Origin of the sequence: Oceanomicrobium pacificus, from assembly GCF_009833495.1 — a bacterium.
GTDB classification, from domain to species: Bacteria; Pseudomonadota; Alphaproteobacteria; order Rhodobacterales; family Rhodobacteraceae; genus Oceanomicrobium; species Oceanomicrobium pacificus.
In genome coordinates this window covers 533,348-558,780 of sequence record NZ_WUWG01000001.1, presented here as the reverse complement: position 1 = coordinate 558,780, position 25,433 = coordinate 533,348, and the positions used below count along the sequence as shown (strand labels likewise).

21 protein-coding genes are annotated in these 25,433 nt (G+C 64.2%); 18 read left to right on the top strand and 3 right to left on the bottom strand.

Going from position 1 to position 25,433, the window contains the following annotated elements; translation table 11 throughout:
* Window position 1 precedes the first annotated feature (1 nt).
* Window positions 2-1,081, top strand: coding sequence for an ABC transporter ATP-binding protein (locus GSH16_RS02820; protein ID WP_160851657.1), 1,080 nt, complete (start codon window positions 2-4; stop codon window positions 1,079-1,081).
* Window positions 1,082-1,155: 74 nt separating this feature from the next.
* Here GSH16_RS02820 and GSH16_RS02815 read toward each other — a convergent pair whose 3' ends face one another.
* The 3 genes from GSH16_RS02815 to GSH16_RS02805 are packed head-to-tail and all read right to left on the bottom strand — an operon-like array spanning window position 1,156 to window position 3,899.
* Window positions 1,156-1,926, bottom strand: a complete 771-nt coding sequence (locus GSH16_RS02815; RefSeq protein WP_160851655.1) for a 3-ketoacyl-ACP reductase — start codon at window positions 1,924-1,926, stop codon at window positions 1,156-1,158.
* Window positions 1,927-1,946: 20 nt separating this feature from the next.
* A complete protein-coding gene (locus GSH16_RS02810; RefSeq protein ID WP_160851652.1) occupies window positions 1,947-3,101 on the bottom strand; it encodes an acyl-CoA dehydrogenase family protein in 1,155 nt (384 codons plus the stop codon).
* A gap of 42 nt (window positions 3,102-3,143) precedes the next feature.
* On the bottom strand, window positions 3,144-3,899 hold the full coding sequence (locus GSH16_RS02805) for an SDR family NAD(P)-dependent oxidoreductase (protein ID WP_160851650.1): 756 nt from the start codon (window positions 3,897-3,899) through the stop codon (window positions 3,144-3,146).
* Window positions 3,900-4,230: 331 nt separating this feature from the next.
* Here GSH16_RS02805 and GSH16_RS02800 point away from each other — a divergent pair, with 331 nt between their 5' ends.
* The 17 genes from GSH16_RS02800 to GSH16_RS02720 all read left to right on the top strand — a co-directional run bounded on the left by GSH16_RS02800 (window position 4,231) and on the right by GSH16_RS02720 (window position 25,391).
* A complete protein-coding gene (locus tag GSH16_RS02800; RefSeq protein WP_160851648.1) occupies window positions 4,231-5,250 on the top strand; it encodes a LacI family DNA-binding transcriptional regulator in 1,020 nt (339 codons plus the stop codon).
* Between the two features lie 324 nt (window positions 5,251-5,574).
* Window positions 5,575-6,837 (top strand): ABC transporter substrate-binding protein, encoded by a 1,263-nt coding sequence (locus GSH16_RS02795; protein ID WP_160851645.1) that lies wholly within the window; start codon window positions 5,575-5,577, stop codon window positions 6,835-6,837.
* A gap of 108 nt (window positions 6,838-6,945) precedes the next feature.
* Window positions 6,946-7,896, top strand: a complete 951-nt coding sequence (locus tag GSH16_RS02790) for a carbohydrate ABC transporter permease (RefSeq protein WP_160851643.1) — start codon at window positions 6,946-6,948, stop codon at window positions 7,894-7,896.
* Window positions 7,893-8,774 carry a carbohydrate ABC transporter permease gene (locus GSH16_RS02785; protein WP_160851641.1) on the top strand — a complete coding sequence of 294 codons (882 nt, stop codon included), beginning with the start codon at window positions 7,893-7,895 and terminating at the stop codon, window positions 8,772-8,774. Before GSH16_RS02790 ends, GSH16_RS02785 begins: the two co-directional genes overlap by 4 nt.
* A gap of 3 nt (window positions 8,775-8,777) precedes the next feature.
* Window positions 8,778-9,965, top strand: a complete 1,188-nt coding sequence (locus GSH16_RS02780) for an ABC transporter ATP-binding protein (protein WP_160851639.1) — start codon at window positions 8,778-8,780, stop codon at window positions 9,963-9,965.
* Window positions 9,966-10,075: 110 nt separating this feature from the next.
* Window positions 10,076-11,665 (top strand): GMC family oxidoreductase, encoded by a 1,590-nt coding sequence (locus GSH16_RS02775; protein WP_160851637.1) that lies wholly within the window; start codon window positions 10,076-10,078, stop codon window positions 11,663-11,665.
* Between the two features lie 37 nt (window positions 11,666-11,702).
* Window positions 11,703-13,796 (top strand): FAD-binding protein, encoded by a 2,094-nt coding sequence (locus GSH16_RS02770; RefSeq protein WP_160851635.1) that lies wholly within the window; start codon window positions 11,703-11,705, stop codon window positions 13,794-13,796.
* Between the two features lie 100 nt (window positions 13,797-13,896).
* Entirely contained in the window at window positions 13,897-14,901 is a 1,005-nt protein-coding gene (locus GSH16_RS02765) for a LacI family DNA-binding transcriptional regulator (RefSeq protein ID WP_160851632.1), read from the top strand.
* A 406-nt stretch (window positions 14,902-15,307) separates the two neighbouring features.
* Window positions 15,308-16,288, top strand: a complete 981-nt coding sequence (locus tag GSH16_RS02760; protein WP_160851630.1) for a TRAP transporter substrate-binding protein — start codon at window positions 15,308-15,310, stop codon at window positions 16,286-16,288.
* A 73-nt stretch (window positions 16,289-16,361) separates the two neighbouring features.
* Complete coding sequence (locus tag GSH16_RS02755) at window positions 16,362-16,850, top strand: TRAP transporter small permease (RefSeq protein WP_160851628.1); 489 nt, start codon at window positions 16,362-16,364, stop codon at window positions 16,848-16,850.
* Window position 16,851: 1 nt separating this feature from the next.
* Entirely contained in the window at window positions 16,852-18,135 is a 1,284-nt protein-coding gene (locus tag GSH16_RS02750; protein ID WP_160851625.1) for a TRAP transporter large permease, read from the top strand.
* Between the two features lie 54 nt (window positions 18,136-18,189).
* Window positions 18,190-18,846, top strand: coding sequence for an RraA family protein (locus tag GSH16_RS02745; protein ID WP_160851623.1), 657 nt, complete (start codon window positions 18,190-18,192; stop codon window positions 18,844-18,846).
* A 3-nt stretch (window positions 18,847-18,849) separates the two neighbouring features.
* Entirely contained in the window at window positions 18,850-19,926 is a 1,077-nt protein-coding gene (locus GSH16_RS02740) for a glycoside hydrolase family 88 protein (protein ID WP_160851621.1), read from the top strand.
* Window positions 19,923-20,696, top strand: coding sequence for an enoyl-CoA hydratase/isomerase family protein (locus GSH16_RS02735; RefSeq protein WP_160851618.1), 774 nt, complete (start codon window positions 19,923-19,925; stop codon window positions 20,694-20,696). The genes GSH16_RS02740 and GSH16_RS02735 overlap by 4 nt, the downstream gene beginning before the upstream one ends.
* A 3-nt stretch (window positions 20,697-20,699) precedes the next feature.
* Complete coding sequence (locus GSH16_RS02730; protein ID WP_160851616.1) at window positions 20,700-21,863, top strand: CaiB/BaiF CoA transferase family protein; 1,164 nt, start codon at window positions 20,700-20,702, stop codon at window positions 21,861-21,863.
* Between the two features lie 235 nt (window positions 21,864-22,098).
* Window positions 22,099-23,679 (top strand): ABC transporter substrate-binding protein, encoded by a 1,581-nt coding sequence (locus GSH16_RS02725; RefSeq protein WP_160851614.1) that lies wholly within the window; start codon window positions 22,099-22,101, stop codon window positions 23,677-23,679.
* Between the two features lie 146 nt (window positions 23,680-23,825).
* Window positions 23,826-25,391: an ABC transporter substrate-binding protein gene (locus GSH16_RS02720; protein WP_160851612.1), complete on the top strand. Its 1,566-nt coding sequence runs from the start codon at window positions 23,826-23,828 to the stop codon at window positions 25,389-25,391.
* Window positions 25,392-25,433: the final 42 nt, after the last annotated feature.

Genomic DNA, 25,433 nt, shown 5'->3' with positions numbered 1-25,433 from the left:
CATGAGCAGCGACCACGCAGCCAAAACGATCTCCATCCGGGAGATGAACAAATATTACGGGAACTTCCATGCGCTGAAGGGCCTGTCGCTGGAAGTGGAGGCGGGCGAGTTCCTCGTGCTGCTCGGCCCGTCGGGCTGCGGCAAGTCCACGGCATTGCGGATGATCGCGGGGCTAGAAAGCATCTCCTCGGGCGAGCTTCTGATCGGCGATCAGGACGTGACCGAGGTGCTTCCCAAATATCGCGACATCGCGATGGTTTTCCAGTCCTACGCGCTCTATCCGCACAAGACCGTGGCCGAGAATATCGGCTTCCCGCTCAAGATGGCGAAGGTTCCGCAAGCCGAGATGGACGAAGCGGTGCGCGCCGCTGCTGCGCAGGTGGAACTGGACGGGCTGCTCGACCGGTTGCCGGGGCAGCTTTCCGGCGGCCAGCGGCAGCGCGTGGCGCTTGCCCGCGCGATCATCCGGCGCCCCGCCGTCTTCCTGATGGACGAGCCTCTGTCGAACCTCGACGCGAAGTTGCGGGGCAACATGCGCGCCGAACTGAAACACATGCAGAACGAGCTCGGCATCACCACGATCTATGTGACCCACGACCAGATCGAGGCGATGACGCTCGCGCATCGTGTGGCGATCATGAAGGATGGCGAGCTGCAGCAGCTCGGCACCCCGAAGGAAGTCTATTCCAATCCCGCCAACCTGTTCGTCGCGGGCTTCATGGGCTCTCCGCCGATGAATTTCGTCGAAGGGGAGATCAGCAGCGGCCAGTTCCGCGCGGCGGGCATGTCGCTGCCGGTGACGGGCTTTGCCGACAATGCAGCGGTCACGATCGGCTTCAGGCCGGAAGACTGTCAGGTCGTGGAAGCGGGCACGGGGCAGGTGGATGCGTCCGTCTACACGTTCGAGATGACCGGCGACCAGTCGCTGGTCACGTTCGAATATGAGGACCGGCATCTGGTGGTGAAGATGCCCAAGGATTTCGAGATCGCTTCCGAGAGCCGCGCGGCCATCGCTTTCGATCCGGCCGAGGCCAACTTCTTCGATACCGCATCGGGCAGGCGGCTTCTGCCCGCCGCCTGATTGTTCGCAATCAGAACAAAAAAGGGCTCCGCCACGTGGTTGGAGCCCTTTCCTTTCCAGGGTGTTCCCGGGATCTAAAGTCTTTGCAGCGTCAGCCCGCCATCGGGCCGCAGCGTCTGGCCGACGCAATAGGGCAGTTCGCCATTGGCCGCCGCCGCCACAGCCTTGCCGACCTCTTCAGGCTGGCCGAAACGCGGGATGAGCGTGATCCCGTGATCCTCGATCAGCTTGCCATAGGCTTCGAGCACCGGGCGCGACAGGTCGGTCTCAATGATGCCCGGCTGGATGTCGAACACCTGAATGCCCTCTGGCGCGAGTTTCTGCGCAAAGCTCTTGGCGACCATCCCAGCGGCGGCCTTGGAGATGCAATATTCCGCCTTGTCATGGGAGGCCGCGAAGGCGCTCACCGACGAGATGACGGAAATGGTCCAGGGCAGTTCCGGGTCACGCGCGCGCGCCAGAAGCCGGTTTGCGAAGCACTGGGTCAGGAAGAAGACCGCCTTGGCATTCTTGTCCATCACATGGTCCCAGCTGTCGGCCTGGGTGTCCAGAATGTCGGCCTTGCGCAGGGGGCCGACGCCGGCATTGTTCACCAGCGCACAAAGCGGCCCGCCCAACGCGTCTTCGGCCGCGTCGAGAAGTGCGGCATGGTTGGACGGATCGGACACGTCGCCCGGCACTTTCACCGCCCGCACGCCAAGCGCCTCTATGGCGGCGCATGTGTCCGCCATTGCCGCGCCGTCGCTGCGCCCGTTGACCGCGACATTGAACCCCTTGGCCGCGAGCGCGAGTGCGATGCCCCGTCCGATCCCGCGGCTCGATCCCGTTACGAATGCGTTTTTCATGGTTCCTCCCTTGGGCCCGTTCAGGCGCCGTTCTTGAGCAGTTCGCGCCCGATGATGGTGCGCTGGATCTGGTTCGTGCCCTCGTAGATCTGGGTGATCTTGGCATCGCGATAGAGCCGTTCGACCTCGAACCCCTGAATGTAGCCCGACCCGCCGAACACCTGCAGCGCGTTGGCGCTCTGGGCGACGCACATGTCGGAGGCGAAACATTTGGCAATGGAACAGGCTTTGCCTGCGGGCACCTCATTGTCGAGCCGCAACGCCGCGTCGCGCACGAGCGCGCGTGCGGCCGCGATCTCTTTGGCCATATCGGCCAGCATCCATTGCAGTCCCTGATTGTCGACGATTGGCTTGCCGAACTGCTTGCGCTGCTGTGCATAGTCGAGCGCCGCCTCCAGCCCCGCCTGCGCGATGCCGGTGGCAAGCGCGGCAATGCCGACGCGGCCCTTCTCCAGCACGCTCATCATGATGTAGAAACCGCGGTTCAACTCGCCCAGAAGCGCGTCCTTGGGCAGATGCACATCCGTGAAAGTGAGCGCGCCGATCTGGCTCGCGCGCTGGCCGAGCTTGTGCTCTTTAGGGCCGCGTTCGACGCCGTCCGCGTTCAGATCGACGATGAAGATGCTCATGCCGCGATGGCCGAGGTCGGGATCCGTCCGGGCCAGCACGAAGCCGAGATCGGCCACGGGTGCGTTATGGATCCAGAGTTTCGAGCCGTTCAGCACCCAACCATCCGCCGTCTGCGTCGCGGTGCTGCGCAGGCCCGCCACGTCCGATCCGGCCTCTTCCTCGGTGATGCAATAGGCAATGACCGTCTCTGCCGACAGGACACCGGGCAGGTGCCGCGCCTGCTGGTCTGGCGTGCCGTAGCGGGTCAGAAGCGTGCCGATCAGTTCCACCACGCCGCACTGGTCTGCGACAGATGCATAGCCGCGCGACAGTTCCTCCATCACGATGGAATAGGCGAGCGCGTCCATGCCCGCACCGCCCAGTTCTTCGGGAACGGTGATCCCGAACAGTCCAAGTTCGCCCATCTGCCGGTAGAGGTCGCCCGGGAAGGCCGAACTCCGGTCCAACTCTTCGGCGATGGGGCGGATCTCGCCATCTGCGAAACTGCGCACGCCGTCGGCAAGCTGGGCGTAGGTCTCGGCGTCGTTCTTGGGGAAAAGGATCATTCGTTCACCTGTCGGGCATGGGTCGTCGGGTCAGGGCGGCGCTCAATTGTGCGCGCCGCCGTCGATGAGCAGGGCCTGCCCCGTCATGAAAGCGGATTCGTCGGAGGCAAGATAGACGTAGAGCGGCGCGATCTCCTCGGGTCGGGCTTGCCGGCCGAGTGGCACGCCTTGCGCGATCGCGGCCATCTGCGCCTCGGTCCCGCCGAGATTGGCGATGGCGGCGGCGTTGAACTGCGTGTCGACCCAACCGGGGCAGAGCGCGTTGACGCGGATATTGTCGGGCGCCAGTTCCAATGCAAGCGCATTGGTGAAGGCAACGACCGCGCCCTTGGAAGAACAGTAGGCCGCCAGACCCGCGCCGCCGCGTTTGCCCGCGTTGGACGACATGTTGACGATCGCGCCACCCTGTCCGTGGGCGCGCAGATGCGGGATTGCATGTTTGGCGCCAAGGAACTGGGCGCGGATGTTGATGGCGAAAATCCGGTCCCATGTCTCGACATCGAAGCTGTCGGTCGGTCCGGCGCGCTGCAGGCCGGCATTCTGGCAGAGCACGTCAAGACCGCCAAGCCAGGCGACACCATCGTCGACGAAGCGGCGGATCGCCTCTTCCCCGGCCACGTCGACGGGCAGGAAATGCGCGTTCAGGCCAAGACTGTCCGCAAGGGCCTGCCCGTCCGCGGCGTTCACGTCGCCGATGACCACGCGGGCCCCTTCGGCGACAAAAGCCTCCACCGTCGCGCGGCCGATATTGGTCGCTCCACCGGTGAAGAGCACACGTTTTCCGTCCAGCCGTCCCATGGTTCCGTTTCCTTCCCGATGTCGCACCGTTTCCCGGCGCGCCTGTCTGTTGTGGTTTTTCCCTGCATAGACTTAAACGATTAATCAATCCAGTCTAGAATTGATCTCCAGGTGCGCGGCACGCTCTGTAGACTGCAATTGCGGGACTTTTGCAGAATGCCTGAGCTGTTGAGGCTTTGGCGAATTCGAGACTCGCAACCGAAACGGCCCATAATTCACTAAATTGTTTTATCGATCGATCCCGCGATTCGGACCTCTGCCCGACCTGGCCGTGCGGCGCCTGTTACCGCCGGACTTGTGCGGCGGCCGGTCGCGCCGTAACAGTTAAGCGATGAAAAAGCGTGTCAGTATCAAAGACGTGGCCGATCATGCCGGCGTATCCGTGGCCACCGTCTCGCTGGTGCTCAACGACAAGGGGCGCATTTCGGAGGCAACGCAGCGGCAGGTGCACAAATCCGTGGCCGCGCTGGGCTTCATCCCGAACAAGAGCGCCTCGCGCCTGCGCTCCGGCCGCTCGCTTCTGATCGGGCTCATCGTCAACGACATCTCCAACCCGTTTTTCGCCGAACTGTCGGCGGATGTGGAAAAGGAGGCTTCCGCCAAGGGGTTCCTGCCGGTCATGGCCAACACCGGCGAGGACCTGTCGCGGCAGCAGAAGGTCATCGAGACGATGATCGGGCAGGGTGTCGCCGGCTTCATCATCAGCGCGGTGACCGGATCGGATGCGCAAAGTTTCGCGCTCATCCGCGAGCGGGGCATCCCCTATGTGCTCTGCGTCCGCGACGTGCAGGATTTCGACGCGGATTTCGTCGGGTTCGACAATTTGCAGGGCGGCCAGATCGCGGGTCAGCATCTGGTGGATCTCGGCCACCGCGAGATCGGCTTCATCGGCGGCGAGGCGGCGAACATCAACCGGATGCGCCGTCTTGAGGGCGTGCGCAGTGCCATGGCCTCGGCAGGGGCTGATTTGCCGTCCGAACGGGACATATCGGGCGCGGCCACACAGACTTTCGGGGTCGCTGCGGCCGGGCGGCTGCTCGATGCGGACAGGCCGCCGACCGCGATCGTCTGTTTCAACGACAGTGTCGCTGTCGGGGCCTTTGCCGCCGTGGCGGAGCGGGGGCTGAAGGTCGGGGTGGATGTGTCCATCGTCGGCTTTGACAATGTGCCGGAAGCGGCAGCATGGTCGCCGCCGCTGACAACGGTGGAGCTGTTCCCGCGTGCGGTCGGCGGGCGGTCCGCCCGCGCGTTGCTCGACCGGATCGCCGACCCGTCGGTTGCGGCCGAGCGGGTCTATCTCTCGCCCAAACTCATCCTGCGCAAGTCGACCGGGTCTGTCGCTGACAGTTGACTGGCGCTCCTCGCGGAGGATTCGTCGCGGAGCGATCTAACCCATAGATTCGATCAAACGATTTAACCATTTTATCGCATTGCTGCCTTTGACCAGCCTGCGTCAGGCTTGGTCTTGGCCATCACCCCAATCCGCGCCTGTGCGTTCGGGGGTTGCCATACCCACTTTAAAATAAGCGCTTTCTGTGCCGGAAATGCTACGCGCAGCCTCGCTGGCCGCGTTTCCTGGCCCGATCGCGGTGCTCAATGCGGCTTGACAGAAATCCGACTCAGTTGTTTAAACGTTTTATCGCGCCATTGCGGCGACGACCAACGGGAGGACAAAATGAAATTCTTGCGGACAACCACCGCGCTTATCGCATCCGGCACCATCGCCCTGAGCGCTGCGACGAGCGCCATGGCCGAGGGCAAGCTCGACATCATCCACTGGTGGACATCGGGCGGAGAACTGGCCGGGATCGAACTTCTGCGCAGCAACATCGAAGCCCAGGGCATCGAATGGATCGACGCGGCCTCGGCCGGCGGCGCGGGCACCAACGCGCGCACGCTCTTCCGCACCCGCGTGCAGGCCGGCGATCCGCCGGCAGTGATGCAGGCGCTCGGCACCGAGGTGAACGAATGGGCCGAGACCGGCATTCTGGGCGATCTGACCGCTCTGGCCGAGGAAGAGGGCTGGTACGACCTGGTGCCCGAGCCGCTGCACCCGTTCATGAATGTGGATGGCAGCACCGTGGCCGTGCCCGCCGTCTGGTCGCAGATCAACTGGGTCTGGGGCAACAAGGCGATTTTCGACGAACATGGCGTGGCCGTGCCGCAGACTTGGGACGAGCTTGTCGCCGCGGCCGAAACCTTCAAGGCGGCCGGCATCACGCCCATTGCCCATGGCGGACAGCCCTGGCAGGACACGGCGATCTTCGACGGTATCCTTGTCAGCTTCGACGACCCAGACTTCTACCGCAAGGTGGCGTTCGAGCAGGATCGTGAAACCCTCGAAGGGCCGATGTTCCGCGAGGCGATGGAGCGCCTGCGCTGGTATTCCCAGCAGCTCGACGAAGGCTCGCCGGGCCGCGAATGGACCCAGGCTCAGGCCATGGTCCTGAACGGCGAGGCGGCCATGTCCTGGATGGGCGACTGGGCCAAGGGCTGGCGCGTGGCGCAGGGCCAGCAAGCCGGTGTGGATTTCATCTGTTTCCCGACGCCCGGATCCAACGACATGTTTGTCTGGCTGGCCGACTTCTTCTTCTTCCCCAAGATCGAGGGCGAAGCCGACAATGCCGCGCAGCAGGCTTTTGCCTCCGCCGTCATGGAGCAGCAGTTCCAGCATGATTTCAGTCTGATCAAGAACGGGCTGCCGGTCCGGACCGATGTGGACAATGCCGACTGGGACGATTGCACCCGCGACTCGATCGCGCGGGCCGAACGGGCCAATGCGCGCGGCGGCCTTGTCGCCTCGCTCGGCTTCGCCCATTCGGCGCGCAGCGACGTGCAAGGTGTCTTCCGTGACACGCTGTCGGAATTCGTCAACACGCCCGACATGAGCGTCGATGAAGGGATCGAGATCCTGATCGACGGGCTCGACAGCCTCTGACGCTTCCCCCGGGGCGCCGCCCTCCTGCGGCGCCCTTCTCCTGACCGGGCCGGTGCGGTTCCCTAGGCGCGCTGGTCCGGTTCACGACTTTCCAGCGAAGCACGGACAATGGCAATTTCTGAGCATCTCCCGGCCGCGGCAAAAGCGGCCCCGAAGCCCCGGACCCTGCGCACGGGCACAACATGGGTCGGCCGCAACCTGCCCTGGCTGACGCTCCTGCCCACGGGCATCCTCGGTGCGGTGTTCATCTACGGGTTCATCGCGCTGACGATCTATACGTCTATGAGCGCATCGAAGCTCATCCCCGACTACACGTTCGTGGGGTTCGAGCAGTGGGTGAAGCTCTGGTCGATGCGCCGCTGGGGCATCGCGGTCAACAATCTCTTCGTTTTCTCGGGCCTTTTCATCGCCATCGCGACCGTGATCGGGCTGGTCCTTGCGATCCTGCTCGACCAGCGCATCCGGCATGAAGGCACGATCCGCACGGTGATCCTCTACCCGATGGCGCTCAGCTTCATCGTGACCGGGACGGCATGGAAATGGATCCTGAACCCCGGGCTGGGGATCGAATCGCTCCTGCATGACTGGGGTTTCGTGGAGGCGCAATTCGACTGGCTCGTGCGGCGCGACAGGGCGATCTACACGGTCGTTCTGGCCGCCGTCTGGCAAAGTTCCGGCTTCATCATGGCGATATTTCTCGCGTCGCTGCGCGGCATCGACCCTTCGATCATGCAATCGGCGATGATGGACGGGGCCAGCACATGGCGGATCTATCGCCGGATCATCATTCCGCAGTTGCGCCCGGCCTTCTTCACCGCCGTCGTGATCCTGCTGCACATGGCCATCAAGAGCTATGACCTTGTCATCGCGCTGACCAATGGCGGGCCGGGCACGGCCACCGATCTGCCGTCGACCTTCATGTACGACTATGCGTTCGACCGAAGCCGCATCGCGATCGGCGCGGCCAGCGCCACGATGATGCTCTTCACCATTGCGGCCGTGATCGTGCCCTATCTCTACAGCGAGCTGCGCTCGCACAACCGGAGCCGCACGTCATGAACGATATTGTGCTTGGCCAACGCAGCCTGACCGACCGGCTTTTGCGCGTGGCGCTCTACGGGGTGCTGATCGGCTTCATGCTTTTCTATCTCGCGCCGCTCTACGTGATGGTCGTCACCTCGGTGAAGAGCCTCGAGGAAATCCTTGCGGGCGGATTGATGAACCTGCCGAAGAAACTCGATTTCTACGGCTGGTCGGAGGCGTGGAACAATGCCTGCGTCGGCACGGAATGCCGGGGCATGGCGCCCTTCATGTGGAATTCGCTCATCGCCTCCACCGCGGCCACGATCATCCCGACCGCGATCGGTGCGCTCAACGGCTATGCGCTCTCGCTCTGGCGGTTCAAAGGGTCGGAGCTCTTCTTCGGGCTGCTGCTCTTCGGGGCCTTCATCCCGTTCCAGATCGTGCTCCTGCCGATGGCCTCCTTCCTTGGCTGGATCGGCTGGTCTTCCTCGCTCGTGGGGCTGACCTTCACCTACATCGTCTACGGTCTGCCCTTCACCACGCTCTATTTCCGCAACTTCTTCGTCAGCTTCCCGATGGATCTGGTGAATGCGGCCAAGATCGACGGGATCGGCTATTTCCGCTTCTTCTGGCGGGTCGCGCTGCCCAGTTCGGTGCCGATCATGATCGTCAGCATCATCTGGCAGTTCACCAACACGTGGAACGATTTCCTGTTCGCGAGCACCATGACCAAGCTGGAAAGCGCGACGGTCATGGTTGCACTCAACAATTTCGTCGAGGTCGCGAACGGGGTCAAACGCTACAATGTCGATATGGCGGCAGCCATTATCGCCGGTCTTCCAACCCTCGCTGTCTACCTTGTCGCAGGACGTTACTTCCTGCGCGGGCTGATGGCGGGCGCAGTCAAGGGCTGAACCATGGCTACTCTTGAAATTGTCAATGTACGCAAAAGCTTCGGATCGGTGGAGGTGCTCAAGGGCATCGACATCGCGGCCGAGGATGGCGAATTCCTGGTCCTTGTCGGGCCGTCGGGCTGCGGGAAGTCGACGCTTCTGAACGCGATTGCCGGACTGCAGGCCAATGACAGCGGCGAGATCCGGATCGACGGGCGGGACGTGAGCGGGCTGCACCCCAAGGACCGCGACATCGCCATGGTGTTCCAGACCTACGCGCTCTACCCGAACCTGAGCGTGTGGGAAAACATCGCCTTTCCGCTCGAAGCGCGGGGCGTCAGCAAGGCCGACCGCCGGGCCGAGGCCGAACGTGTGGCGGAGCTTCTGCACCTGACGGACTATCTCGACCGCAAGCCGCGGCAGCTCTCGGGCGGGCAGCGCCAGCGCGTGGCGATGGGCCGTGCGCTGGTGCGCGATCCCCAAATCTTCCTGTTCGACGAGCCGCTCTCGAACCTCGACGCCAAACTGCGCGTCGTGATGCGGACCGAGATCAAGAAACTGCACCGGACGCTCGGCACGACGATGGTCTATGTCACCCATGACCAGATCGAAGCCATGACGCTGGCGACCAAGATCGTCGTGCTGCGCGGCGGCGAGGTGCAACAAGTCGGCGCGCCCGATGACGTCTACAACCTGCCTGCCAACATGTTCGTGGCCGGGTTCATGGGGTCGCCCTCGATGAATTTCATGGAAGGGGTGCTGGCGGCGGATGCCGGTGGCGCGACGCTCGGGATCACCCGGCCCGACGGCGGGTCTGTCAGTCTGCATCTGCCGGTGCCCGATGCGCTTGCCGCCCGCTATGACGGCAAACGCGTCGTGATCGGCGTGCGGCCCGAAGCCATGGTGGATGCGGAATCGGAGACCCGCGACGGCACCTACCAGCAGATCGAATGGCCGCTCGAAATCCTGGAGCCGACAGGCGCCGACACAATCGCGGTGCTGCAGTCGAACCTCACCGGAGGGGAGGAGGAAATGGTCGCGCGCTTTTCCGCCCGCACATCGGCGCGCCCCGGAACGGTGGTGCCGCTCAACGTCGACACGCGCGCGGTGGTGCTTTTCGATCCGGACAGCGAGGAGGCGATTTTCCATGCCGCAGCCAGTGGCTCGGCCCCGCCCGTGGCCCTTGCCGTCGCCAACGGGAGCGGCGCCTGAACGGGTATGGCTGCGCAGCCGCGGGCTTGCCGCGAAGGGGGCTTGTCTGCGACACCGGAGGCAGGGCTATCCTGCCTGGCAGGTGAAGGGCGACGACAGGAACGCAGAGCGTGACACAGGATTATGATTTCATCATCGTGGGCGGCGGCTCCGCCGGGTCGGTTCTGGCCGCGCGCCTGTCGGAGCGGCCCGAGGCCCGCGTGCTTCTACTCGAGGCCGGACCGCGCGACCGGCATCCCTACTACCACCTGCCTGCCGGTTTCGCGAAAATGACGAAGGGCATCGGCAGCTGGGGCTGGAAGACAGTCCCCCAGCGCCACATGAAAGACATGGTGATCCCCTTCACCCAGGCGAAGGTTCTGGGCGGCGGTTCGACCATCAATGCGCAGATCTACACGCGCGGGAACGCGCAGGATTATGACGATTGGCGGCAGATGGGCTGCGAGGGCTGGGGTTATGAGGACGTGCTGCCCTATTTCCGCAAGTCCGAAGACAATGACACGCATGACAACCGCTATCACGGCACGGGCGGGCCGCTCGGCGTCAGCCAGCCGGCAGCCCCGCTGCCGATCTGCGAGGCGTTTTTCGAGGCCGCGGCCGCGCTCGGCATTCCGCGCAATCACGACCTGACCGGCGAAAGTCAGGATGGGGTGGGCTATTACCAGCTCACCCAGCGCAACCGTCGCCGCTCGTCTGCCGCCGTGGCGTTTCTTGGTCCCGCACGGCACCGGCCGAACCTGACGATCCGCACCGGCGCCCAGGTCGCGCGGATCGTGGTGGAGGACGGCCGCGCCGTCGGCGTCGAACTGGCCGGCGACGGCGTGGTCCGCGCCACCGGCGAGGTGATCCTCTCCTCCGGTGCGTTTGGCAGCCCGCGACTCCTGATGCTGTCCGGTATCGGGCCGGCGGACCATCTGTCGGCGCTCGACATTCCGGTGCGCTTCGACCAGCCGTCCGTGGGGTCGAACCTGCAGGACCATCTCGACCTGTTCGTCATTGCCGAATGTTCCGGCCCGCATACATACGACCGGTTTGCCAAACCACATCTGTCTGCGCTGGCAGCACTGCAATATATCTTCACACGGTCCGGTCCCGTGGCCTCCAGCCTCTTCGAGACGGGGGGCTTCTGGTATGCCGACCCGGACGCACGCTCGCCCGACATCCAGTTCCATCTCGGCCTCGGGTCCGGGATCGAGGCAGGTGTCGCGGCCATGCCCGACGGCGGGGTCACGCTCAACTCAGCCTTCATGCGCCCGCGCTCGCGCGGCACAGTGCGGCTGGCATCCGCCGATCCCGCCGCAGCACCGCTCATCGACCCCAATTACTGGCAGGACCCGTATGACCGTGACATGGCCATCCGCGGGTTGAAACTCGCGCAGGAGATCATGGCCCAGAAACGGCTGGCGCCGTTCGTGAAGCAGGAACGCCTGCCGGGGCCGGATGTGCGAACGGATGCGGACTATTTCGACTATGCCTGCGCGCATGCAAAGACCGACCACCATCCTGTCGGCACCTGCCGGATGGGCATCGATGATGCCGCGGTCGTCGACACCGCGCTGCGCTTCCGTGGCATTGACGGGCTGCGGGTGGCGGATGCGTCCATCATGCCCGCGCTCATCTCCTCCAACACCAATGCCGCCACGATCATGATCGCGGAAAAGGCTGCCGACCTTGTGCGCGCAGACCACGGGCTCCAATGACCGGGCGCGCGCCCGCACGACCAGAAGGTTCCGACACGTGACCAATGCCGTTCCCCAAGAGATCCTCGACGCGCTGACCGATGTGGACATGCCGCGCCTGCCGCCGGAAGCGGGGTTCGATGACACGGTCGAGGTCGGTGGCCACAGGCTGCCGGTCCTGTCCTGCGATTGTGTCGTGGTGGGCAGCGGTGCGGCGGGACTGCGCGCCGCTGTCGAAATGAAGCGCCGCGGGGTCGACGTGGTGGTGGTGAGCCAGAGCGCCTGGGGCGGGACCTCGGCCTGTTCGGGGTCGGACAAGCAGACGCTGCACACGGCCAACACGGCTGACCGCGGCGATGACTACAAGGCCATGGCCCGCGCGATTCGCGCAGGTGGTGCGATGGATGAGGACACGGCCTATATCGAGGCGGTCGGATCCGGCCGCGCCATGGCCTCGCTGCAATATCTGGGCCTGCCCCTGCCGCAGGACCGGCTCGGCGGCACGTTGCGCTACCAGACCGACCATGACGAGGTGGGCCGCGCGACAAGCTGCGGGCCGCGCACCTCTCGCCTGATGGTCAAGGTGCTGGCCGAGGAGGCGCTGCGTCTGGGTGTGCCGATCTTCAACCACACGACCGGGCTGACGATCCTGACCGAAGGGGAAGGGGAGGCGCGCCGCGCCACCGGCCTTCTGGCCGCGCGACCGAAAAACCGGTCGGAGGACAATCTCTTCGGGCTGGTGCTGTTTCAGGCGCCGACCTTGGTTCTGGCGGCGGGCGGGCCCGGGGAGCTTTACCGCGACAGCGTTTTTCCAAACAGCTGTTTCGGCTCTCTCGGCATGGCGCTGGAAGCCGGGATCACCGTCACCAACATCACCGAGGCACAGTTCGGGATCAGCACGCGCCGCGAAGGCTTCCCGTGGAACCTGTCGGGCACCTATGTGCAGGTTATCCCGCATGTCTACTCGGTCGATGCGGACGGCGTGGAGCACCATTTCCTCGGCGACTATTACCGGACGACGCAGGAATTGGCCTCCAACATCTTCCGCAAGGGCTATCAGTGGCCCTTCCATGCCTCGCGTATGCTCGATTTCCAGTCGAGCCTCGTCGATCTGGCCATCGCGCGGGAAACGCAGGCCGGCCGGCGGGTCTACATGGATTTCAACCGCAACCCGGAGCCGGTGCCGGGCGACATGCCCTTCAGCCTCGACCGGCTGGATGATGACGTTGCCGCCTATCTCGAAACGGCCGGTGCCGGACAGGCGCTGCCGATCGACCGGCTGCGCCACATGAACCCGCTCGCGATCGAGCTTTACCGCCGCTACAAGGTCGACATTGCGGCCGAACCGCTCGAATTTTCGGTGAACAACCAGCATATGAACGGCGGCGTGAAGGTCGATATCTGGGGGCGCTCTTCCTTGCCGGGCGTCTATGCCGTGGGCGAGGCTGCCGGCACGCACGGGGTCACACGTCCGGGGGGTTCGGCGCTGAATGCCGGACAGGTTTTCGGCACGCGCGCGGCGGAACATATTGCCGGCACGCTGGATGGCGATGCGCCATACTCGGGCGACCCAGTGGCCTCGGCCGGTCCGGCGGTGGCCGCCGTCGAGGCGCTCGTCAATCCCGCCAGTTCCCATTCCGTCCGCGCCGTCCGAGCCGCGGTGCAGGCCCGGATGAGCGACAGGGTCGGCATCATCTGCACACCGGACGGGGTGCGCGCGGCGCGCGACGCGGCGCGGGCGCTGATGGGGGAGATCCGCCGCGATGGGATCAAGATTGCCCGCCCGTCCGAGGTTGGCCGTGCCGTGCAATGGCGGCAAATGGCGCTCGTGTCGGAAGCGGTGACGACCGCGCTCGACCATTACATCGAACAAGGCGGTGGCAGCCGCGGGGCGCGGGCGATCTGTTCGGACGATGGCGATGCCTTGCCGGAGGGGCGTCTCGGCCCGCTGACAGATGTGCGCTTCCGGTCCGAGCGGACCGAAGACCAGAGCGAGCAGATCACCCTGCGGATGGTCGGAGACGGTTTCGAGCTTCGCACCCGCCCGAACCGGGCGTTTGACGAAGAGGCAAAAAGCTTCTTCGAGCGGGACTGGCCCGCCTGGTTGACGGGCGCCATCCATAGCGACCCGGGCGGAGCAGGTGACGGATGAGTGCCGCGCGACACCTGACTGTGCATCGCGCATTTGCCTTTGCGACTAAAAGGTTTAAGTCGTGGGGCCATGACCGCGCGGCGCGGTCCGGAGGCGCGACGTGCAGAAGAAACGGGTAAGCATCAAACAGGTGGCGGAACATGCCGGCGTGTCGGCGGCCACCGTTTCGCTGGTGCTGAACGACAAGGGCAGCATTTCCGAGGAAACCCGCCGTCAGGTGCGCCGCTCCGCCAAGGCGCTGGGCTTTATCCTCAACAAGAATGCCGCGCGCCTGCGATCCGGCCGGTCCTTGCTGATCGGCCTCATCGTCAATGACATATCGAACCCGTTCTTCGCCGAACTGTCGGCCAATGTGGAACTGGAAGCCGCGGGCGCGGGTTACCTGTCGGTCATGGCCAACACGCAGGACGACCTCGCCCGCCAGCAATCCGTGATCGAGACGATGATCGGGCAGGGGGTGGCAGGGCTCATCATCTCGGCTGCGACCGGATCGGACGGGTCTGCCTTCGACGTGATCCGCGAACATGGCATTCCCTTCGTGCTGTGCGTGCGTGACCTGCCCGGATATGGCGCCGATTTCGTCGGTTTCGACAATTTCGAGGCCGGTGTCCTTGCCGGGCGGCGCATTCTCGGTGCGGGGCGGCGCAACATCGCCTTCATCGGCGGTGCCGCGGACAATACCAACCGGATTGGGCGGTTCGAGGGTGTGAAATATGCGATGCGCCAGGCGGATCCCGACCTGACGCTTCTGGCCGATCTGGCCGGACCGGCGACGCGCCAGTTCGGGGACGAGGCCGCCACCGACCTGCTGAACCGCATGCCTGACGTCGAGGGGATCGTCTGTTTCAACGACTATGTGGCCATCGGCGCTTATGCGGCCATCCACGCGGCAGGCCGGAAAGTCGGTTCCGATGTGGCCGTCATCGGATTCGACAATGTCCCGGAGTCCGCGGCCTGGAACCCGCCGCTCACGACGGTTGAACTGTTTCCGCGCGCCATCGGCGGGCGAGCGGCGAAGACATTGCTCGACAAGATCGCGCATGAGAACGCCGCGCCGGAGCGTGTGCGCCTGACGCCGCAACTCTTTCCGCGCAAGTCTGCCTGAACCATTCTGTTGTGGAAAGTGAACGTTTAACTGGATCACGGATTCGGGTGCGCGCACGCGATCCTGGGGGCAGCGCGATTGGCCCGCATCAGTTTTTCGTCGACCCATCCAGTACGGCACGTAGTCGGATATGGCGGCAGTAGTCTGATTTTATTTGATAATATTTCACACAATCGTGCCCCGTCTCGACCGGCCCGACCAGCGCCAATGCGCAATCTTTTCCTTGACTTCAGGCGGGTGATGGAGAATAAAACGTTTAACTAAAACGTTTGAGGGCCATATCTGACAGGCCGCGTTCCCCGCCGGCATCGCATTCCACACATGCATCGCCCCGAATCCGACCGGAACGCCACGCCGTCTGACACGCACATCATCCTGACGAAAAATGAACGCAAGGGAGGAACTCATGTTCATGAAAGTCACCGTCACCGCCGTTGCACTTTGCGGCACGCTCATCGGCGGGTCCATCGCCGCACAGGCCGAGACGCTCCGCGCCTCGCTGATCGGGCCGATCGAGACCGCACAGGGCCAAGGGCTCCAGAAATTCGCCGAACTGGTGAAGGAACGGTCCGGCGGCGAGCTGGAAGTCGAGATCTACCCCGATGGCCAACTCGGCAACCTCGCCGAGAGCGTCGAGCAGGTGCAGAGCGGCATCATCGACATGACCACGGCCGTCCCGAGCATTCTGGCCGAATTCGTGCCCGAGCTTCAGGTCTTCGGCGTGCCCTTCCTGTTCCGCGACTATGACCACTGGACCAAGGTCGTCGACGGCGAGATCGGGGCCGAATTTTCCGAAATGACGACGGCCAAGGCCGACACGGTGATCCTGGGCTATTTCGGCGGTTCGGTGCGCAACCTCGTGACCCGCAAGAAGGTGGAAACGCTCGACGATGCGGCCGGTCTGAAAGTCCGCCTGCACCCGACCGAAGTGCTCTCCGCGGCGTGGAGCTCGGTCGGCATCCAGCCCACCGTTCTGGCCTATGGCGAGATCTATAACGGCCTGCAGCTCGGCGTTGTCGACGGGCTGGAGAACGAGCCGGAATGGGTCAAGCGCATGAAGTTCTACGAACAGGCGCCCTATATCACGCTCACCCAGCATGAAATCGTGACGCGGCCCTTCATCTTCAGCGCCAAGACGATGGACCGCCTGACCGACGAGCAGAAGCAGATCATCCTCGAAGCCGGCGCGGAAGCGGCAGCCTATGAGCGCGAGATCGAGCACGGGCTCGATCAGGAGACGCTCAACGAGCTGATCACCGAGCTTGGTGCCGAGGCGCAGGAGATCGACAAGGACAAGTTCCAGGCCACGGCTGCTGCCGCCCTTGAACCGGTGCTTGAAAATGCCGGCCTGACCGCCACCGTCGAGAAGATCAAGGCCGTCGAGTAAACGTGCCTTCAGGCGAAGCGGCGCATGCCCCGCGCCGCTTCGCCCCCGTCAATTCCTGCAAGCGAGGTCCGTCATGTATGCGGCCACCCTGTCGCTGTTGAAATGGCTGCTGGTCATCGTGCTTGGCCTGCTTGTCATCCTGATCAGCGCCCAGATCATCTTCCGCCAGCTGCCGGTCGGCGCGTCGCTCGGCTGGACCGAGGAGGCCTCCCGCGGGCTTTTCGTCTGGATGGTGATGCTCGGCGCCGCGCTCGGCGTCGCCGAACGGTCGCATTTCGCCATTCAGGCCATCGCGAAGCTCTTTCCCGAGAAGCTCGCCTTCATCCCCCGCGTGATCCGCTTCGGCTGCATGGGTGCGGTGGCGCTCATCTTCGTCATCAAGGGATGGCCCTTCCTCGTGAAGGGGCTGGCGCGTGTGTCGCTCGTCACCGGCCTGCCGCTGACCTGGACCTTCGCCGCGATTTTCGTATCCGGCCTGATGATGTGCATCTTCCTTGTGCACAACCTGTTCCACCCCGCCCCGGACACCTCCGCCGGCGACCCGACCGACAAGGTCTCCTGACATGTCTTTTGAAGTTGTCCTTCTGATCGGCGGCCTGATCGGTCTCGTTGCGCTCGGCGTGCCGATCGCCTTCGCGCTGGCCGTCGCCTGCCTGCCGCTGATCCTGCTCGACCCGCGTCTCGATTTCGGGATCGTCGTGCACCGCTCCTACAATGCGCTCGACAGTTTCCTCTTGCTCGCCGTGCCCTTCTTCCTGCTCGCCGGAAACCTGATGAACGAGGCCCGCGTGACCGAGAAGCTGGTCCGCATGGCCTACGGGTTCGTCGGCCATCTGCGCGGTGGGCTTGCGCATGTGAACGTGCTGGTCTCGATGCTCTTTGCCGGCATTTCCGGCTCCTCCACCGCCGACACGGCGGGCGTTGGCAGCGTGCTCATCCCGGCGATGAAGGAAAAAGGCTATGACGTGCCCTTTTCAGTCGCGATCACGGCGGCATCCTCGGTGATGGGGATCATCATTCCGCCAAGCCTCGTGATGGTGGTCTGGGGCGCGATCACCGGAACGTCCGTGTCCGCGCTTTTTGCCGGCGGCATCCTGCCCGGCATCCTTGTCGGTGTAGGCCAGATGGCGGTGATCGTCTGGCTGGCCAAGCGGCGCGGTTATCCGACCGAACCGCGCCAGAGCCTGCCCGAGGTGGCGAGCAACACCCGCCAGGCGATCCTGCCGCTTTTGATGCCGCTCATTATCCTTGGCGGGATCATGTTCGGCATCTTCACACCGACGGAAGCCTCGATCCTCGCGGTGCTCTACGCGCTCTTCCTCGGTGTTGTCGTCTATCGCACGATCAAGTTCCGCAACCTCTATTCGGTGCTCCTGAACACGGTGCGGATCTCGAGCCTGTCGCTCTTTTGCGTGGCCACGGCCGGCGTGTTCGGCTGGATGTTGGCCTATTACCGCGTGCCCTACGAAATCGCGCAGCTCTCCTCGACCATCGACAACCCGATGCTGCTGCTTGCCGCCATCGCGCTGACCTTCCTCGTGCTCGGCACATTCCTCGACGGGCTGGTGGTCGCGATCATCATCGGGCCGATCTTCCTGCCCTCGATCGCGGCGCTCGGCATCGATCCGGTCCAATACGGGATCATCGCCACCGTGTCAGTGTCGATCGGGCTGGTGACGCCACCCTACGGGCTTTGCCTGTTCCTTGCCTCCACCATCGGCGGGATCGAGGTGGAGGATGCGCTCGCGGACACGCTGATCCTTGTGGGGGTCATGATCGTGATCCTCGCGCTGCTTATCATCTTTCCGCAAATCACGATGTTCCTGCCCGGATTGCTGCTGGGCTGAGGGCAGGCGTGCCGCCCCGGCGTGGCGCTGGAAACCAGAAGAAGGATCTGACCAATGTCTGACGGTGATGCCCCCCGCGTGGCGGCGCTCAAGACCAAATTGAACACGGCGCTGATCGGAGATGTGCTCGACGCGATGGGCCTCACGCACCAGTTCCTGCCGCCGCATATCCGGCCGCTGCGACCCGAGGACAAGCTTGTCGGGCGTGCCATGCCGCTTCTGGAAGCCGCCGCGTTCGACGATGCGAAGCCTTTCGGGCTGATGTTCGATGCGATCGACGATCTGGAACCGGGCGAGATCTATCTGGCCACCGGAGCGCCCTTGCCCTGCGCCATGTGGGGCGGGCTGATGACGACGCTGGCCGCCCGCAAGGGCGCGACGGGGGCTGTGCTGAACGGCTATTACCGTGATACGGCGGAAATCCTGCAGATGGACTTTCCGGTCTTCGGTCACGGCCCCTATGCGCAGGACCAGCGTGTCCGCGGCCGCGTCATCGACTACGGGGTGCGGGTCGAACTGGGCGGCGTCACGGTCGATCCCGGCGACATGCTGGTCGGTGATATCGACGGTGTCGTGGCGATCCCGTCGGATCTTGTGGACGAGGTGATCGAACGCGCGCTTGAAAAGCAGGCCACGGAATCGGCCGTCCGGCAGGACATCCTGTCGGGCATGGGCGCCGCCGAAGCCTTTGAAAAATACGGAGTGATGTGACCCATGCCGGCAGATGTGCAGGACAAGACCCTTTCCCATACCGACCTTGCCCGCCGCGTGGCCGACCGGCTTGTGCGGGACACGGCGAACAGCGACATCATCACCGACTGGGGCGAGGCACTCGCCATGTTCGGCCTGCTCGAATTCGGGCGTCGCCTCGACAACCGCACCTATGTGGACACGGTCGCGGGCTGGGTCGACGGGCACCTGAAGGGCGGTATGAGCCTGCACGACCACTGGCGCGACGCGCTGGAGATCAAGCAGGGCATCCCCGTGACCCATTTTTGCGGCAGCTGGGGGATCATGCTGCTCGCCAAATCCCTGCACGAGGTGACGGGCGACCCGCGCCTTGTGGACCTTGCAAAATTCATCGGTGATTTTGTCACCGACCGCGCGCAGCGCACCTCCGTCGGTGGTCTGAAACATACGGAGGACATTCCGTGGCTCTTTGCCGACACGGTCTACTATTCGATCCCGGGGCTTGTCGCGGCGAGCGAGCTCACCGGTGATCCGCGATATCGGACCGAGGCGCTCAAACAGCTCGATATCCACCTTTCGCATCTGGCGGCCAAAGGGTCGGACCTGTTCCACCAGTCCTTCAATCCCGAAACGGGCGAAACCAGCCCCGGATACTGGGGGCGTGGCAACGGCTGGATCGTGATGACACTGGCGGAGATTGCCGACCGCGTGCCGGAACCGCAGAACGGGCAGATCAAGGCGCAGCTGCAACGCATCTTCGCGGATATCTGGCCGCTCCAGACCGAAAACGGGCTCTGGCGCACGCAGATGGAACGGGCCGACAGCTACGAGGAGACATCCTGCGGGCTGCTCTTTGCCTATGCTGCGCAGCTGGCGTCGTCCAAAGGCGTCGATCTGGGCGAAATCGTACCCGCGTTCGACCGCTGCTGGGACGGGACGCGCCCCTATTTCACCGCGGATGGCGAACTGTTGCAGGTGTCGGGTGAAACCTGGCTTCGCTGGCAGGACCCGAACGGCTATGAATGTATCGAGACCGGTCATCGCCCCTGGGGCACGGGCGCGGTCCTTCTGGCCGCCGCGACCGAGAAAGAGGTGCAATGACCGACAGGCTGCAAATCGAGACTACGGATGGCATCGTCACGATCCGGCTGAACCGGCCGGAGAAACTGAACGCGATCGACCCCGACATGATGGCCGCGCTCGACACTGCCGTCAGCGCAATCGAACGCGATGCCAGCGCCCGCGCCGTGATCGTCACCGGCACCGGCAAGGCCTTCTCGGTCGGGGCGGATATCGGCGCCTTCAGCGCGCTCGGCCCTGCGGATACGTGGCGCGACTGGGTGCGCGGCGGTCACGCGCTCATCGACCGGATCGCCTCGCTCCGCGTGCCGGTGATCGGGGCGCTGAACGGCTACACGCTTGGCGGCGGTCTGGAACTGGCGCTGGCATTCGATTTCTGCATTGCCGCGGACACGGCGGTCTTTGCGAGCCCCGAAGTCCGGATCGGCACGGTCTGCGGCTGGGGCGCGACGCAGCGCCTGCCGAAACTGATCGGCCGCGCGCGCGCGTCTCAGATGATCTATACCGGTGACACGATCCCTGCCGGACAGGCCCGCGACTGGGGGCTGGTGACGGAACTGCATCCGGCCGACGCATTGATGGACCGCGCGCAGGAACTGGCACAACAGATCGCCGCCAATGCGCCGCTTTCGGTGCAGGTGTCCAAACAGCTTGTCGACGGGGCCGGCGGTGTCCTGCTCGGTGCGACGCTTGAAAGCCTCGCCGGCGGGTTCTGCAAGGCCACCGAGGATGGGCAGGAGGGTCTTGTCGCCTTCCTCGAGAAACGACCCCCCAATTACAAAGGGCAATAAGACATGTACGACATGCTCAAGGATATTCGCATCGTGGATTTCACCCATGTCTGGCAAGGGCCGGTTGCGACATTGCTGCTGGCCGACCTTGGCGCGGACGTGATCAAGATCGAACGGCCGGGACGGGGCGACTGGTCGCGCGCCTGGGGGCCTTTCGTCGGCGATGTGAGCATGCCTTTCGCGGGGCTGAACAGGAACAAACGCTCCATCGTGCTCGACCTGAAGGCCGAGAGCGGGCAGGCGGCGCTCGATCGCCTGCTGGAGACGGCCGATGTCGTCGTGCACAATTTCCGCCCCGGCGTGGACCGCAAGATGGGCATCGACTTCGAGACGCTGCACGCGCGCTTCCCGCGGATCGTCCATGCTTCGGCCTCCGGCTGGGGCGAGCAGGGACCGGATGCAGAGCGCGGCCGTGCCGGCCATGCGCAGATGGCCGCGGCCGAAGGCGGGCTCTTCTCCGCCGGTGACGCGAACCGCCTGCCCGCACCGCCGACCGTGTCGGTCGATCACGTCGCAGGACTGGTGCTGGCCAATGCGATCCTCGGGGGGCTGGTGAGCCGCGCCAGCACGGGCAAGGGCTGCCAGGTCTTCACCGATCTGCACAGTGCCGCGCTCACCGCCCATGTCTGGGACGGGCCGCAGGCGCTCAACCCGGCCGCAGCCGATGCGGGCGACGTGAACCTGACCCTGACCGAAAAGACCCTGCCGCATGCCTGGCGGACCGCGGACGGCTATATCGAGATCTCGCCCGTCTTTACCGACAATCCGGTGCAACTGATCTGCAAGGGTCTTGGCCTGCCGGACCTGACGCAGGAAGACCGGTTTGCGACGCCGGTCCTGCAATATGAGAACCGTGACGCCCTGCGCGCCGCGATTGCCGAGCGGCTGGTGCAGAAATCGACCGGCGACTGGCTGCCGGCGCTGGAAGCGCAGGGCATCCTGTGCGCGCGGATCGTCACGCCTGCGGAGGCGCTGACCCGACCCGAGGCGGGCGTGAACGGCATGATCGTGGACGTGACCCATGCCGAAGCCGGGCCGATGAAACTGATCGGCTGTCCCATCCGCACCAACGCCGCGCCGCGCGCCTCGACCCCGCCGCCGATGCAGGGTGAACATACCGAAGAGGTCCTGCGCGAACTGGGTCTGGCCGAAGCCAAACGCGCCTGATTTCCGCGGTTGAGCCCGTCCGGCACAGGCCCTTTGCGAACCACACCGCGCCCCGATACGGGCGCGGTGTTTTCGTTTCAGGGCCTGTGTGTGGTGCGAAACCCAAGCCTGCAAGGCGCGGACCGGGAGGGGCTGCTGGCCGTTACGTAAGGGGAAGGTAAATCTCCGGACCGGGTCTTGTGATTCCTGAAAATTTGGCGAACAGTGTCCGCCGATAACAATAATGGGAGTTCTCATGAAAACCGTATCAAAAGCCGTCATTGCGTCTTTCGCAGTCGCGATGGCCGTTCCCGCAAGCGCCGAAACCCTGCGCTGGGCCCGGGCCGGCGATGCGCTCACCCTCGACCCGCACGCACAGAACGAAGGGCCGACCCATACCATCCGCCACCAGATGTACGAGCCGCTCATCATCCGTGACACCACGGGTGCGTTCGAGGCCGCGCTGGCGACCGAATGGGCGCCGAGCGAAGCCGACCCGAATGTCTGGGTGTTCAAGCTGCGTGAAGGCGTCAAGTTCCACGACGGTGCCGACTTCACCGCCGAAGACGTTGTCTTCAGCTTCGAGCGCGCCAAACAGCCGAACTCGGACATGAAAGAGCTGATCGGCTCGATCACCGAAGTCCGCGCTGTGGACGACTACACGGTCGAAATCGTCACCGATGGTCCGAACCCGATCCTGCCGTCGAACCTGACCAACCTGTTCATGATGGACAAGGGCTGGACGGAAGCGAACGACACGGTCAACGTGCAGGACTTCGAGGGCGGCGAGATCACCTTCGCGACCACCAACGCGAACGGCACCGGTCCCTATGTGCTCCAGAGCCGCGAGCCGGACGTGAAAACCGTCATGGTCCGCAACGAGGATTACTGGGGTCGCAACGACTTCCCGCTGGAAGTGAGCGAGATCGTCTACACCCCGATCCAGAACGCCGCGACCCGCGTCGCAGCACTTCTCTCCGGTGAACTGAACTTCCTTCAGGACATGCCGGTGCAGGATCTCGACCGCGTCGAATCCGCGGACGGTCTGACCGTGAAGCAGGCGCCGCAGAACCGCGTCATCTTCTTCGGCATGAACCAGGGTGCCGACGATATCGAAGCTGACAATGTCGACGGCGCGAACCCGCTCGCCGACGTGCGCGTCCGCAAGGCCATGTCGATGGCGATCAACCGCGACGCCATCCGTCAGGTCGTGATGCGCGGCCAGTCCCAGCCGGCCGGCATGATCGCGCCGCCCTTCGTGAACGGCTGGACCGAAGCGATGGATGCCGAAAGCACCACCGACATCGAGGCCGCCAAGGCCCTGATGGAGGAAGCCGGTTACGGTGACGGATTCTCGATCCGCCTCGACTGCCCGAACGACCGCTACATCAACGATGAAGCGATCTGTCAGGCTGCCGTCGGCATGCTCGGCCAGATCGGTATCACGGTGAATCTCGACGCCAAACCCAAGGCGCAGCACTTCCCGCTGATCACCGACAGCAAGACCGACTTCTACATGCTCGGCTGGGGCGTTCCGACCTACGATTCGGAATATATCTTCAACTTCCTCGTGCACGGTCGTGAAGACGATATCGGCACCTGGAACGGCACCGGTTTCGACAATGACGAAATCGACGCGAAGATCGAATCGCTGGCCTCCAACACCGATCTGGAAGCCCGGAATGCCGACATTGCCGCCATCTGGCGTGTCGTTCAGGACGAGCAGCTCTACATCCCGATCCATCACCAGGTCCTGAACTGGGGCATGGCCGAAGGTGTCGGGATCGAGGTCGATCCCGAAGATCAGCCGAAGGTCAAGTACTTCACGATGAAATGACGTTCATCGCGAAGCGACTGGCATAACATCTGTCCCGGGGAAGCTTGCCTTCCCCGGGATGGTTTTTTCGGGTGGAAGCCCGGAACGGCTTGAATTACACCGCTGCCCCGGTCCGGGTGGTCACTCAACCGAACAGGATGAATCTTATGAAACGAACGATCTTCGCCTTTCTTGCGTCAACCGTTGTCGCGCTGCCCGTCGGGGCGGCGGAATTCACCTGGGCTGAAACCACCGATCCGCAGACGATGGACCCGCATGCCGTCAACTCGACGCCGGTGCTGGGATTCCTCAACAATGTCTATGAAGGGCTGGTGCGCCGCGGCAAGGACATGAGTGTCGAACCGGCGCTCGCCACCGACTGGGAGCCGATCGGCGACGGCGAAGGCTGGCGCTTCACGCTCCGCGAGGGCGTGACCTTCCACGACGGGGCGGAATTCAATGCCGACGACGTCATCTTTTCCTACGAGCGCGCGTCCGACGAAGGGTCCGACACGCGCAGCTGGTTCGCGCCGATATCCGAGGTCGTGAAGGTCGACGATTACACCGTCGATTTCATGACCAGCGCGCCGAACCCGATCTTCCCCTCCTCGATCGCCAACTGGATGATCATGGACAGCGGCTGGGCCGAGGCCAACAATGCCACGCTGCCCGACAAGGAGAATGGCAACTACGCCACGATCAATGCCAATGGCACCGGGGCCTTCAAGGTCACGGCCCGCGAGCCGGGCCTGCGCACCGAACTGATGCCGCATGACGGCTGGTGGGGCGATGTCGAGCACAACATCACCAAGGCCACGCTGACCCCGATCCAGAACCCCGCGACCGCGCTGGCCGCGCTCCTGTCGGGGGATGTGGATTTCATCAACCCCGTCCCGATCCAGGATGTGGCGCGCCTGCAGAGCGATCCGGACGTGAATGTCATCCAGGGCATCGAGGCCCGGATCATCATGCTCGGTTTCCCGCATGAGGCCGACGCGCTGAAATATTCCGCCGAAACCAGCGACAAGAACCCGTTTGCCGATGTCCGCGTCCGGCAGGCCGTGGCCCATGCGGTCAATGTGCCGGCGATCCTGCAGACCACCATGCGGGGCAATGCGGAGCCTGCGAGCCAGCTCGTCTCTCCGGCAATGAATGGCTATTCCGAAGGCCTGTCCGAACGTCCGGCCTATGACCCGGAAAAGGCCAAGGCGCTGCTGGCGGAGGCCGGCTATCCCGACGGGTTCTCCTTCGGGCTGAAATGCCCCAACAACCGCTATCTGAACGACGAGGCCGTCTGCCAGGCGATCACCGGCATGCTGGCGCAGGTCGGCATCACCGCGACGCTCGACGCGATGCCGGTGCAGAACTACTGGCCGGAACTGCGGGCCGACAATTACGACATGTACCTGCTGGGCTGGTCGCCGGGCACGTTCGATGCCGAACATCCGATCCGCTTCCTTGCTGCCACGCCGAACGAGGAGAAGAAACTCGGCTCCTGGAACTTCGGCGGCTTTTCCAACGCGCGTGTGGACGAGCTTCTGCCGATGATCCAGTCGGAGATCGACGCGGACAAGCGGCAGGCGATGCTCGACGAGACGGCCAAGATCCTGCAGGACGAAGTGGCCTATGTGCCGCTTTACGTGCAGCCGCTCGTCTGGGGCACCCGCAGCAATATCGAACTGACCCAGCGGCCGGACAATTTCTTCATCCTGCGGTGGGTCACCGTCAACTGAACATGAAAACCGGTGCCCCGGTCCTGCCGGGGCATCCGCCGG